The following is a 12,139-nucleotide window of genomic DNA, read 5'->3' on the forward strand; positions in this document are numbered from 1 at the left end:
GCGTACGCTTGATCGCCGGGACGAGTCGGCCAGGCGGTCGCGTCAGTGATGTCGGTGTCCTTCGGGACGCGGCGTCGCTGCCGAGGAACGTCCGGACTCCACAGGGCAGGGTGGTTGCCAACGGCAACCCGGGGTGACCCGCGGGAAAGTGCCACAGAAATCAGACCGCCGGCTTCGGTCGGTAAGGGTGAAACGGTGGTGTAAGAGACCACCAGCGCCGCCGGTGACGGCGGCGGCTCGGTAAACCCCACCCGGAGCAAGGTCAAGAGGGGCCGCGAGGCCCTGCGCGAAGGTCGGAGGGCGGCCCGCCCGAATCCTTCGCGGGTAGACCGCTCGAGCGCGTCGGCGACGGCGCGCCTAGATGGATGGCCGCCCAGGACAGAATCCGGCGTACCGGCCGACTCGTCCCCCGCCTCCTGGCGGGGGATAGGGTGTGGCCGTGACTCCCTCTGTGCAGCGACGTCGGGCTCCCTTGGTTCGCAAGGCGGTCGGGTTGGTCTTCTACAGTCTTCCGATTCCGGTGCGGCGGCGGATCGTGCGGATCGCCACGCCCACGTACACGCTCGGTTCGGTGGTGCTGGTGATGGACGAGGCGCGGGAGCGGTTGCTGATGCTGCGCCAGCCACCGGGGAAGCGGTGGTCGCTGCCGGCGGGGCTGCTGAATCGGCGGGAGCAGCCGATCGAGGGCGCCCGGCGGGAGTTGAACGAGGAGACCGGGATCGAGGCCGAGCTGGACGAGCTGGTCCCGGCCGTGCCTTGCGCGGTCGTGCACACCTCGGGGCGGTGGGTCGACAACGTCTTCCGGCTGGTGCGCGATCCCGAGACCACCCAGATCCTGGTCGACGGGCACGAGGTGTGGGACGCGGCCTGGCATCCGGTCGACGAGCTGCCGGAGATGACGCGAGCGACGGCCAAGCTGCTGGGTCACTATGAGCTCGGACCGCTGGCCGGGTCCGTATAGGCGAGAGGCCCGGCGCACCGGCGGTGCGTCGGGCCTTGTCGTCGTCGCGCCTACTCCGGGCCGAGTTTGCGGGTGCCGGTGTAGTACTCGAAGGTCAGGCCGCCGGTCGCCAGCAGGAGGGCGACGCCGCCGGCCACGATCAGCCACGGCAGCCAGAACACGACGCCCAGCCCGGCCAGGACCGCGGTGGCGGCCAGGCCCAGGGGCCAGTAGGAGCCGGGGCTGAAGAAGCCGACCTCGCCGGAGACGTCCGAGATCTCGCCGTCGGGACGGTCCTCGGGGCGCGGGTCGATGCGCCGGGAGACCATCCAGAAGTAGAGCCAGATCATGCCGGTCAGGAAGCCGGAGAGGATCAGGCCGATGAAGCCGATGACCTCGATCTGGCCCGGGTGGCCGTACGCCGGGTTGTCGTTGTGGTACGTCCAGAAGCCGTAGATGCCCGCGAACACGAACATCGACACCATGACGATCAGGAAGAGGCGGTTCTCAGTCTTCATGCTGCGATTCCCCTTAGCTCGCTTCGCCCGAGTTCGGGTCGGTGTTGAACGTGTTCGACGTGGTCGCGTACGGCTCCTGGCCGATCGCCTCCAGTGCCTCGGGGGTCGTGGCACCGTCGACTCGGGCGTCTACGAAGGTCTGGTAGTCGTCGGGGCTGACCACGCGCATCTCGAAGTTCATGAAGGCGTGGTAGGCGCCGCACAGCTCGGCGCAGCGGCCGATGAAGGTGCCGGTCTCGGTGAAGTCGACCTCGAAGCGCTGGGTCTGGGCCTCCGAGCCGGGGATCACGTCGCGCTTGAACAGCATGTCCGGAACCCAGAAGGAGTGGATGACGTCCTCGCTGCGCAGTTCGAAGCGCACGTCCTCCTGCTGCGGGACCACGATGACCGGGATGTAGTCGGAGGTGCCGGTCTCGGTCACCGCCTCGCCGTCCGCGCCCTCCAACGGCTCGCAGTCGGCGTCGGAGTAGGTGAACTGCCAGTTCCACTTGAACGCGGTGACCTGCGTGCAGTTGGTCGGCTCGTCGCTCATCTCGGTGACGTCGTCCTGCACGACCACCGTGAAGTAGAAGAGCACGAAGATCATGATGAACGGCAGGCCGGTGAAGGTCAGTTCGGCGGGCAGGTTGTACTTGGTCTGCCGCGGCAGCTCTTCGGGATCGGCGTCGGCGCGCTTCTTGTAGGCGGTCACGCACCAGAACGTCAGGCCCCACACGATGACGCCGACCGCGAGTGCGGCGACCGTGGCGCCGATCCACAGGTCCATCATCAGTTCGGACTGCTCGGTCGGCTTGGTCCGGGGCCAACCGAGGTAGAAGGCGTCCTCGAGGCTGCATCCGGCGAGGACCACCGGGAGCAGTACGGCGATGCCGGCGAGACCTATGGCGCGGCGGGCTCGGCCGCGAGATTCCCGGAACGGTTTTCCGACCACCTGTCTCATGCCTTTCTCAGTCCGGGGCTGCCGGTCGCAGCGGGCAGCGGCGACACGCAGATCTAACGGACCAGAGCCTACTGCCCGACCCGGGCCCGTGTACGCAAGGGGTTGGGTTCTCGGCGAGGCGTCTTCTATGTTTGGCGGGTGGCACGGATCTACTTCGACGGCGCGACCGCGCAGCCGACCCACCCGGCCGCGGCGGACGCTTATGCTGCGGCTTTGGCGGAGGGCTGGGCGGGTCCGGGACGGCTCTACACATTGGGCAGGCGGTCGCGCATGCTGCTGGAGGCGGCCCGCCAGTCGGCGGCCTCCTCGCTCGGCGTCGCTCCCGATGAGGTCACTTTCACATCGAGCGGCACGCATGCCGTGCACGCCGGGATACTCGGCGTCACCGCCGCTTCCAGTGAGCCGGGACCGCTGGTCTACGGGGCGGTCGAGCATTCGGCGGTTCTGCATGCGGCGGACTGGTTCGAGCGTTCAGGGGGGCGGTCGGTATCGGTGCCGGTGGACCGGTCGGGGCGGGTCGATCCGGACCCGCTGGCCGGGATCGACGGGGCCTCGGTGCTGGCGGTGCAGAGCGCCAACCACGAGGTCGGGACGCGCCAGCCGATCGGGGCGATCGCCGCCGCTTCGGCGGGCGTCCCGCTGGTGTGCGACGCGGCCGCGAGCGTCCCGTGGGAGCCGGTCCCCGAGGGCTGGTCGGTGCTGGCGGCCAGCTCCCGCAAGTGGGGCGGACCGGCCGGGAGCGGCATCCTGGTCGTCCGCAAGGGCACGCGGTGGCGCAACCCGTTCCCCGGTGAGGACTCCTCACTCCAGGAGGCGATCGGAGAGATCGACGTCCCGGCGGCGGTGGCCGCCGCCGCTTCGCTGCGCGCGGTCGTCGCCGAGCGCGAGGAGACCGCCGAGCGGGCCCGGGAGCTGACCGAGCGGATCAGGGAGACCGTGGCCGAGACCGTCCCTGACGTGGAGCTGCCCGGCGATCCGATCGACCGCCTGCCGCACATCGTGACGTTCTCCTGCCTCGGCGTGGACGGCGAGGTGCTGCTGGGCGAGCTGGACAAGGCCGGTTTCTCGGTCTCGTCGGGTTCGGCGTGCGCCTCGACGCGGCTGCGTCCCTCGCACGTCCTCCAGGCGATGGGCGTGCTCAGCCACGGCAACGTGCGGGTCTCCCTCCACCGCGGCAGCACCGAGGAGGAGGTGGACCGCTTCCTGGAGGTCCTCCCGGGGATCGTGGAGGACCTCCGGAGGCTCGCTACTTGACCGCGTGGGTGACGTCCTTCTCCTCGGCGTAGAAGCAGGCGGTCGGATGAGTACTGCCTTCAGGCTGGTTCGGGTGGTGGTGGGAGACGGGAGGGCGGGTGCCGTTGTCGCCCACGTCGAGGGACGGGACCTCTTCGGCGCAGCGCTCGGTGGCCTTCCAGCAGCGGGTGCGGAAGCGGCAGCCCGAGGGCGGGTTGATCGGCGAGGGGACGTCCCCTTGCAGGATGATCTCCTCGCGGCGGCCGCGCAGTTCGGGGTCCGGGACCGGGACGGCCGACAGCAGCGCCTGCGTGTACGGGTGTCGCGGATGGTCGTAGATCTCGGCCGCGGTGCCGCGCTCGACGATCTTGCCCAAGTACATCACCGCGACCTCGTCGGCGATGTGGCGCACCACCGACAGGTCGTGGGCGATGAACACGTACGCCAGGCCCAGTTCGTCCCGGAGCCGTTCGAGCAGGTTGATGACCTGCCCCTGGATGGAGACGTCCAGGGCGCTGACCGGTTCGTCGCAGACCAGGATCTGGGGGCGCAGGGCCAGCGCGCGGGCGATGCCGATGCGCTGCCTCTGGCCGCCGGAGAACTGGTGCGGGTAGCGGTTGACGTGGTCGGGGCTGAGCCCGACCAGGTCGAGCAGCTCCTTGACCTCGGCGGTGACCTTGTCCTTGGGGACCACGCCGGGGTGGATCGCGAACGGCTCGGCGACGATGTCGCCGACGGTCATGCGCGGGTTCAGCGAGGTGTACGGGTCCTGGAAGACCAGTTGGATGTCGCGTCGGTGGGGCCGGATCTTGCGCTGCGGGAGGTTCCCGATCTCCTGTCCCAGCAGGTTGATCGATCCCGAGGTCGGCGGTTCGAGTCCGACCAGGAGTTTGGCGAGGGTCGACTTGCCGCAGCCGGACTCGCCGACGACGCCGAGGGTCTTGCCCGCGTGCAGTTCGAGGTCGACCCCGTCGACGGCCTGCACGTGCCCGACGGTCCGCTTGAACACGATGCCGCGCTGCACCGGGAAGTGCTTGACCAGGTCCCGGGCCTCCAGGACCGGTTCGGCGGCGTGCTCTTGGCCCAGCTCAGCGTTCATTTCGGTAGACCTCCTCGGCGAAGTGGCAGCGGCTGCGGTGTTCCTCGGCGACGCTCGCCCAGGGCGGTTCCTCCACCGAGCACTTCTCTTCGGCGGCCCAGCAGCGCGGGTGGAACGAGCAGCCGCCCGGCAGGGAGGCCGGGTTGGGGGGCAGGCCGCGGATGACCTCGAGCTCCTGGCCGAGGGTGTCCACGCGCGGGATGGCCCGCAGCAGGGCCTTGGTGTACGGGTTGGCCGGGCGCTTGAACACGTCGTGGATGGACGCCTGCTCCATGATCTGCCCGGCGTACATGACCGCGACGTCGTCGGCGACGTCGGCGACCACGCCGAGGTCGTGGGTGATCAGGATGAGCCCCATGCTGCGCTCTTCCTGGATCTCCTTGAGCAGGCGCATGATCTGGGCCTGCACGGTGACGTCGAGCGCGGTGGTCGGCTCGTCGGCGATGAGGATCTCCGGTTCGAGCGCCAGGGCCATGGCGATCATGACCCGCTGGCGCATGCCGCCGGAGAACTGGTGCGGGTAGTGGCCGATGCGGTTCTTCGCGTCGGGGATGCCGACCAGGTCGAGCAGTTCGCCGGCCCGCTTCTTGGCGTCCTTGCGGCTGGAGCCGCGGTGGACGCGGAACAGCTCGCCGATCTGGAATCCGACCGACCACAGGGGGTTGAGCGCCGAGAGGGCGTCCTGGAAGACCATGCCGATGTGGTTGGAGCGGATGCCGCGCTTGGTGTCCTCGTCCTGTTTGAGGATGTCGACCCCGTGCAGGCGGACCGCGCCGCCGGTGATGTATCCGGGCGGGGAGTCGAGGATGCCCATGACCGCCTGGGAGGTCACCGACTTGCCCGAGCCGGACTCGCCGACGATCGCGAGGGTCCGGCCGGTCTCGAGCGAGAAGTTCGCGCCGCGGACGGCGGGGACGCGCTTGCCGCGGATCTTGAACTCGACTCGCAGGTCCTCGACTTCGAGCAGCGGCGCGTTCATGTCGACGCCCGGCAGGGTGTCGCCGATGATGCGGAGGTTCTCTGCCACTGTTGTCACCTCAGCTTCGGGTCGAGGGCGTCGCGCAGGGCGTCGCCGAAGGTCGCGAACGAGAACACGGTCAGGATCAGCAGCAGCAGCGGTATCCCGAACAGGTAGATGTAGCCTCCGGCGGCCCATTGGGTGCCGTTGGACAGCAGCACGCCCCAGCTGGTCGCGGGCGGCTGCACGCCGATGCCGAGCACCGCCAGGGCCGATTCGGCGACGATGATCGAGCCGAGGGTGGTGGGGATGACCGCGGTCACCGGGATGATCGCGTTGGGCAGGATGTGCTTGAACATGATCCGGCGGTCCTTGGCGCCCAGGCAGCGGGCGGCGGTGACGTAGTCGAGGTTCTTGGTCTCGATCGTCGCCGCACGGGTGTAGCGGGTGAACTCCATCCACCCGAAGATGGCGAGCGCGATCGCCGGTGGCGCCACGGTCTCGAACAGGTTGTCGGGCGCCCCGCGGCCGCGGAAGAGGCTCAGCAGCAGGATCGCTCCGAGCATCAGCGGGACCACGATGAACACGTCAACGGCGCGGGAGATGATCGCGTCGATCACGCCGCCGTAGTAGCCGGCGAGGATGCCGGTGACCATGCCGATCAGGACCGCGACGATCATCACCGACAGGGCCAGCGTGATGGTCGGCCGGGTGCCGTGGACGAGGGTGGCCGCGAAGTCGCATCCGAACTGGTCGGTGCCGAGCGGGTGCTCTCCGGTGAACCAGGTGTCGGGCCGCTCCCTGGCGTCGCTGCCGATGCACCTGGTGGGGCTCTTGTCGGTGAACAGCGTCGGGAACGCGGCCATGGTGAACACGAAGAGCATGATCAGCGAGGCGATGATGACGTCGGGGCGCCTGCGCATGGTGCGGAAGGCGTCCTTCCACAGCGAGCTCTGCGCGGTGTCCGGTTCGGGCTTGGGTGCGGTCAGCTCACTCATAGCGGATCCTCGGGTCGAGGGCGGCGTACAGCAGGTCGACGATGAGGGTCACGATCACGACGACCACCGCGGTGACGGTCAGCCCGACGATCACCAGGTTCACTTCCTGGCGCTGGACGGCCTGGAAGATCATCCGCCCCATGCCGGGGATGTTCATGATGCCCTCGGTGAGGACGGCGCCGGAGAGCGCGAAGGCGAAGATGTATCCGACTCCGGTGACGACCGGGATCATGGAGTTGCGCACCACGTGCACGACGGTGATGCGCATGTTGGGCAGGCCCTTGGCTTTAGCGGTGCGGACGAAGTCCGAACCGAGGTTCTCGAGCTGGCTGGCCCTCACCAGGCGGGTGAGGGTGGCCAGGCCGACGGTGCCGACGATGATGCCCGGGATGATGATCGTCGTCCAGGGATGGTCGGGGTCGTAGCTGGGACTGAAGACCTCTCCCATGAACGTGTCGGCCCCCCAGATGTCTCTGGCCCAGTTGGTCAGCGGCACCGCGGCGAGGTAGACGTAGGCCAGCAGGACCAGGAACACCGGGACCGAGTCGATCAGGATCGTGGTGCCCCGGACGGTGTGGTCGATGAAGCCGCCTCGGTGGCGGGCGGCCCAGGTGCCCAGCAGCATCGCGACGATGACCAGGGTGAGCGTGGAGAATATGAACAGCCGCAGCGTGTTGGGGATGTAGATGGCCAGCAGGTCGCCGACGTCGCGGTTGCCGTTGAGGGTGGTGCCCAGGTCGCCGGACGCGTATCTCTGGAGGCGTTCGACGAACGGCACCAGGCACGGGTCGCCAGGGCGGTCGTAGCACGCGTTGTCGAGACCGTAGAGCTTCTCCACCTGAGCGAGCATGGCCGGCGGCGGGGTCCTGTCCCCTCCGAAGAACAGGATCGCGGGGTTGCCGCGGATCTGCACCGACAGCGCCATCAGGTAGTGCAGCAAGAACAAGACGATGCCGAGGGTGAGCAGCCCCTGGAGCAGTCGTCGAATGACGTAGCGTCCCATTATCTTCCGTCCTCAGGACCGCGGGCGGGTCGACGACCCGCCCGCGGAATATCCGTTGTGTTCCGGCTACCGGCTATTCGGTGAGCTCGACGTCGCGCAGTTCGAGGTCGCCGCCGGGCGCGGCGTAGATCGGGTTGACCACGGCGTTCTGGACGCGCTCGGTGTAGTAGAAGTTGATCTTGCCCGCCCAGAGCGGGACGCTCGGGAACGTCTCGGCGAGGATCGCTTCGGCCTCCTGGTAGAGGGCCACGGCCTCGTCGAGGGTCTCGGCGGCGGTCGCCTCGGCGATCTTGGCGTCGTACTCCTCGCTCTCGAAGCCGTTGTCGTTCTTGTCGAAGCCGCCGCCGTAGATCGGCTCGAGGTAGTTCTCGTTGAGGTTGTAGTCGGGGCCCCAGCCGTCGCGGAACGGGCCGTCGAGGCCGTGTGCCTCGCGCTCGGCCAGGTAGTCGGTCCACTCCATGGTCACCAGCTCGTATTCCAGGCCGATCGACTCGGTGATGGAGTCGCCGATGGCGCGGAAGATGTCGACGTTGTCGTTGGAGTCGTTGACCCAGATCCGCAGCTTCTCGCCCTCGGGCCAGTCCGAGGCGTCGAACAGCCGCTGGGCTTCATCGGGGTTGTACTCGCAGTACTCGCCGCAGGCGCCCTGGCCTCCGCCGAGGATGGACTCGGGCACCCAGCCGTCCAGCGGCGTGCCGCGTTCGGGGCCGATGACGTTGAGCACGCCCTCGCGGTCGATGGCCATCGACAGGGCGTGGCGCAGGTCGATGTCCTGGAACTTCTCATCGTAGAGCGGGAGGCCCAGCATGGTGATGCTCGGGTCCGGCATGGCGATGTGGCGCTCCTGGAGCTCAGGGTCGTTCTGCGCGGACTCGTAGGTGGCCGCGGTCGGGCGGCAGATGTCGATGTCGCCGGTCTCGAAGTCGGCCCAGCAGTCGTTGCCCTCGAGGTAGACGTTCCAGGTGACGCCGCCGATGCTCGGCATCTCCCCCTGGTAGTCGTCCCAGGTGACGGCGGTGCCGCCGGACTCGACGTCGTAGGGCTCTTCGAACATGAACGGGCCGTTGCCGATCGGCCGCGCCTCACAGGCTTCGAGGTCGTCCAGGCATTCCTGGGCGAGCGGGAAGAACGCCTCGTATCCCAGCATGGTCGGGAAGCCGAGGAACGGCGAGGTCAGGTTGACCTCGAGGGTGTGGTCGTCGACCGCGGTCAGGCCGGACATCTCGGTGGGGACGTCGTCGGGGAACTCCGGCACGTCGGGGTCGGCCCACTCCTCTTCCGGCAGCGGGTCGGGGTTCAACGCGCCATAGCCTTCGATGGTGGCCATGAAGTAGTTGAGCGGCAGGGAGTTCGGGGCGTATGCGACCCGGTTCCAGCCGCGGATGAACGCCTCGGCGTCCACCGGCTCGCCGTTGTGGAAGGTCAGGCCCTCCTTGATGGTGATCGTCCAGGTCTGGTTGTCCTCGGACGTGATCTCCTCGGCGACGAGGTTCTCGGCCTCGCCGGTGTCGGCGTTGTAGTAGACCAGTCCGTCGTAGACGTTCTTGATGACGCGGTAGCCCTCGGATTCGCCGGCTCCGCCTGGAATCAGGCTGCGGACTTCTCCGATCGGCATGTTGAAGATGCCGCCGTCGCCCTCTCCGTCGCCGCCTACGTCGCTTTCGTCTCCGGCGCAGGCGCTCAATGCGAGTGCGGCGGCTGCGCCTGTGGCCACAGCCATTTTGATTCGTCTCACTGGTCGCTCCAGGGATGTGAGTTGAGTCGTGGGATAACTCACACCATGTCGCACAAATCATCGAAACGAAAGGGTGCGTTGTGAAATCGTTACCTAGAGGTGGGCACCCGGAGACCTTGAAGCTCGAATATTAAGTTTGGATTACCGCCCCAATCCAGACTTGTGAGAGTCATGTTGCGGCTGTGGTTCCAGTCAGCGCAAGTGTTCACTCCGGCAACAGATATGCGGAGGCCTCCGCGGCGCAGGCGGGGCCGTACGACTCCTCCAGCCTGCGCACGAATTCGACGGAATTGATCGAGTATCCAGTGGTACCGACTGATTCGAGCGCCACCGTGGTCAATTGACCGCCGATCTCGGCGGCGCGGCGCAGCGGCATGCCCCAGCCGAGCGCCGAGAGCAGCCCGGCCTTGAAGGCCGCCGTCGCCCCGGCCGGGTCGATCACCTCGCGGGCCCTGGCGACCGGGACGTGGACGCGGTCCATGTCGTGCCCGGCGATCTCGATGCCGTCCTGGTCGAGCGTGGTGATCCGCACCCGCACCTTCGAGAGGACCTCGTCCTCGTCCAGGCCCGCGGAGGCCTTGAGGAACTCGTATTCGGCCTGGCCGGTCACCAGGAACTTCGCCCCGGAGATGAACTCGGCGGCCTCGTCGCCCTCGAGCCCGGCCGGGTCGGCGCTGAACTCCAGGCCCAAGTCCCGGCACTGCTCGGCGTAGTAGAGCATGGCCTTGGGATCTTCCGGTCCGATGTGGATCAGACCCAGCGGGCCGGTGCGCTCCATGACCTCGATGAGGTCGGGGTTGTCCACGGCGACGCTCACGGAGCCGTGGGTCAGCACCGCGCCGGGCTCCAGGGCCGCGGCATCGCGGCCGAGCCGCGACATCCCGTAGACGATGTCCCCGGCGTCGAGGCCGGTGACGGCGGTCTGCATGGTGAGGAGACCTCTTCCAGAAGGATTTCAGACAGAGAAATGGCCCGGTCGGGCACTCGCTATGGGCGGATTCGACCGGGCCGTCGGATGTCGCGCGGCGTCTAGTGGAAGGAGTCGCCGCAGGCGCACGAGCCCTGGGCGTTCGGGTTGTCGATCGTGAAGCCCTGGGCGTCGATGCGGTCGGCGAAGTCGATGCTGGCGCCCATCAGATAGGGAACGCTCATGCGGTCGACGACGACTTCGAAGCCATCGTAGGCGGAGATCACGTCGCCCTCGCGGCGGTCGGTGTCGAAGAAGAGCCCGTAACGCAGGCCCGAACAGCCGCCGGGGCTGACCTCGACGCGCAGCGCCAGGCCCTCCTCGCCTTCCTGCTCGATGAGGGCTTTGACTTTGTCGGCGGCCGTGTCGGTGAGCACAACGCCCGTGGCGGTGTCCTTGACTTCCTCGGCCTGCTGAGTGGCGCTCACTTCTGGTCCTCCTGAAGATTCGAGATCAACGGCATCAACAGTACCTAACAACGGCGCTGGTATGCCTATTCCCGAGCTCAAGCGACCGGGACCTTGAACACGGTCCGAACGCTTGAACGCGGGATCTGACGCACAGCCTAGTTTAGTGCCAGGATCTCGCGACCGACTCCGCCAGCGCCTCCAGGCCCTCTACCGGGGCCTTCATCGCCTCCTCGACGCCGCCGACCAGGTCGGTGACCGAATGGACACCGGCCAGCTCGGGGTGCGAGTCGATGTCGGCCCTCCCGGCCATGACCAGGCAGGGCCTGCCGTGGGCTCTGGCTCCGGCCGCGACCTCGGCGGCCAGCTTGCCGCGCAGGCTCTGGGCGTCGAACGAGCCCTCGCCGGTGACGACCAGGTCCGAGGCGGCGATCGCGGCGTCGAGCCCCACGGCCCGGCAGGTGAGCTTCGCGCCCGATTCCCGCCTTCCGCCGAGCAGGAAGAAGGCCATTCCGAGGCCGCCGGCCGCGCCCGCGCCGGGCAGGGAGGCCGCGCCGGGGGCCTCCAGGTCGCGCTCGGCGACCTGCGCGAACGCGGCCAGCGCCGACTCCAGCAGCGGCAGGTCGGCGTCCCTGGCGCCCTTCTGGGGGCCGAACATGCGGGTCGCCCCGACCGGTCCCAGCAGCGGGGAGTCGACGTCGGTCGCGGCGGCGAACTCGACACCGCGGGTGCGCGGTTGCCCGGTGACCGACTCGCACGCGGCCAGGGCCGCGCCGCCGTGGGGCAGCACGTTGCCGCCCGCGTCCCGGCAGGTCAGGCCGAGGGCGGTGAGCATTCCGGCGCCGGCGTCGTTGGTGGCGGAGCCGCCCAGTCCGACCACGATCCGGCGGGCGCCGGTCTCCACCGCGTGGGTGATGATCTGGCCCAGGCCGTAGGTGGTGGTGCGCCGCGGGTCGCGCTCGGCGGGCGCGAGCAGGTGGAGGCCGCAGGCGGCGGCCGATTCGACGTAGGCGGTGCCGCCGTCGCGCAGGTAGTCGGCCCTGACCGGGCGGCCCAAGGGGTCGCAGGCGTCGACGGTGACGCGGCGGGCGTCCGGCAGGGCGGCCTCGAGGACGTCGACGAAGCCGGGTCCGCCGTCGGCCAGGGGCAGTTCGGCGGTCTCGTCGTCGGCCCGTGCGCGCTTCCAGCCGGCGGCGATCGCGGCCGCGGCCTCGGAGGCGGTCATGGTTCCGGCGAACTTGTCGGGAGCTATGAGGATGCGCACACCGAAAGCCTAATGGATGGCCCGGACCGTTGGGTAACCGCTTGCCAGGCCGGATCGGTCCGTTTTTCGGAGTGTGC

12 protein-coding genes and 1 other RNA gene are annotated in these 12,139 nt (G+C 68.6%); 3 read left to right on the plus strand and 10 right to left on the minus strand.

Annotation, left to right across the window (positions count from 1 at the left end; translation table 11 throughout):
• Window positions 1-21 precede the first annotated feature (21 nt).
• Together rnpB and JFB92_RS03605 are read left to right on the plus strand one after the other, a co-directional pair.
• Window positions 22-409: RNase P RNA component class A (gene rnpB, locus JFB92_RS03600), an RNA gene on the plus strand.
• Between the two features lie 84 nt (window positions 410-493).
• Window positions 494-961 carry an NUDIX hydrolase gene (locus JFB92_RS03605; RefSeq protein ID WP_199034974.1) on the plus strand — a complete coding sequence of 156 codons (468 nt, stop codon included), beginning with the start codon at window positions 494-496 and terminating at the stop codon, window positions 959-961.
• A 50-nt stretch (window positions 962-1,011) separates the two neighbouring features.
• Here the strand turns inward: JFB92_RS03605 and JFB92_RS03610 are convergent, their stop codons facing one another.
• The gene (locus JFB92_RS03610; RefSeq protein ID WP_199034975.1) at window positions 1,012-1,458 is read right to left on the minus strand and encodes a cytochrome c oxidase subunit 4; all 447 of its coding nucleotides are present in this window, start codon (window positions 1,456-1,458) and stop codon (window positions 1,012-1,014) included.
• 13 nt (window positions 1,459-1,471) lie between these two features.
• The gene (ctaC, locus tag JFB92_RS03615; protein ID WP_199034976.1) at window positions 1,472-2,398 is read right to left on the minus strand and encodes an aa3-type cytochrome oxidase subunit II; all 927 of its coding nucleotides are present in this window, start codon (window positions 2,396-2,398) and stop codon (window positions 1,472-1,474) included.
• Between the two features lie 138 nt (window positions 2,399-2,536).
• On the opposite strand from ctaC, the gene JFB92_RS03620 reads away from it, so the two are divergent.
• Window positions 2,537-3,652 carry a cysteine desulfurase family protein gene (locus tag JFB92_RS03620; RefSeq protein ID WP_199034977.1) on the plus strand — a complete coding sequence of 372 codons (1,116 nt, stop codon included), beginning with the start codon at window positions 2,537-2,539 and terminating at the stop codon, window positions 3,650-3,652.
• Here the strand turns inward: JFB92_RS03620 and JFB92_RS03625 are convergent.
• The 8 genes from JFB92_RS03625 to JFB92_RS03660 all read right to left on the minus strand — a co-directional run bounded on the left by JFB92_RS03625 (window position 3,645) and on the right by JFB92_RS03660 (window position 12,062).
• Window positions 3,645-4,730: an ABC transporter ATP-binding protein gene (locus JFB92_RS03625; RefSeq protein ID WP_199034978.1), complete on the minus strand. Its 1,086-nt coding sequence runs from the start codon at window positions 4,728-4,730 to the stop codon at window positions 3,645-3,647. The two genes, JFB92_RS03620 and JFB92_RS03625, sit on opposite strands and share 8 nt — an antisense overlap.
• Window positions 4,720-5,709 (minus strand): ABC transporter ATP-binding protein, encoded by a 990-nt coding sequence (locus JFB92_RS03630; protein WP_199035040.1) that lies wholly within the window; start codon window positions 5,707-5,709, stop codon window positions 4,720-4,722. Before JFB92_RS03630 ends, JFB92_RS03625 begins: the two co-directional genes overlap by 11 nt.
• A 53-nt stretch (window positions 5,710-5,762) precedes the next feature.
• A complete protein-coding gene (locus tag JFB92_RS03635) occupies window positions 5,763-6,686 on the minus strand; it encodes an ABC transporter permease (RefSeq protein WP_199034979.1) in 924 nt (307 codons plus the stop codon).
• On the minus strand, window positions 6,679-7,689 hold the full coding sequence (locus JFB92_RS03640) for an ABC transporter permease (protein WP_199034980.1): 1,011 nt from the start codon (window positions 7,687-7,689) through the stop codon (window positions 6,679-6,681). Before JFB92_RS03640 ends, JFB92_RS03635 begins: the two co-directional genes overlap by 8 nt.
• 73 nt (window positions 7,690-7,762) lie before the next feature.
• The gene (locus JFB92_RS03645) at window positions 7,763-9,403 is read right to left on the minus strand and encodes a peptide ABC transporter substrate-binding protein (RefSeq protein WP_199034982.1); all 1,641 of its coding nucleotides are present in this window, start codon (window positions 9,401-9,403) and stop codon (window positions 7,763-7,765) included.
• A gap of 226 nt (window positions 9,404-9,629) precedes the next feature.
• Entirely contained in the window at window positions 9,630-10,352 is a 723-nt protein-coding gene (locus tag JFB92_RS03650; RefSeq protein ID WP_199034983.1) for a PfkB family carbohydrate kinase, read from the minus strand.
• 101 nt (window positions 10,353-10,453) lie between these two features.
• Window positions 10,454-10,819 (minus strand): iron-sulfur cluster insertion protein ErpA, encoded by a 366-nt coding sequence (gene erpA / locus JFB92_RS03655; protein ID WP_199034984.1) that lies wholly within the window; start codon window positions 10,817-10,819, stop codon window positions 10,454-10,456.
• 142 nt (window positions 10,820-10,961) lie between these two features.
• Window positions 10,962-12,062 carry a glycerate kinase family protein gene (locus JFB92_RS03660; protein WP_199034985.1) on the minus strand — a complete coding sequence of 367 codons (1,101 nt, stop codon included), beginning with the start codon at window positions 12,060-12,062 and terminating at the stop codon, window positions 10,962-10,964.
• Window positions 12,063-12,139 lie beyond the last annotated feature (77 nt).

The organism is Glycomyces salinus (assembly GCF_016428645.1).
Classification (GTDB): domain Bacteria; phylum Actinomycetota; class Actinomycetes; order Mycobacteriales; family Micromonosporaceae; genus Glycomyces; species Glycomyces salinus.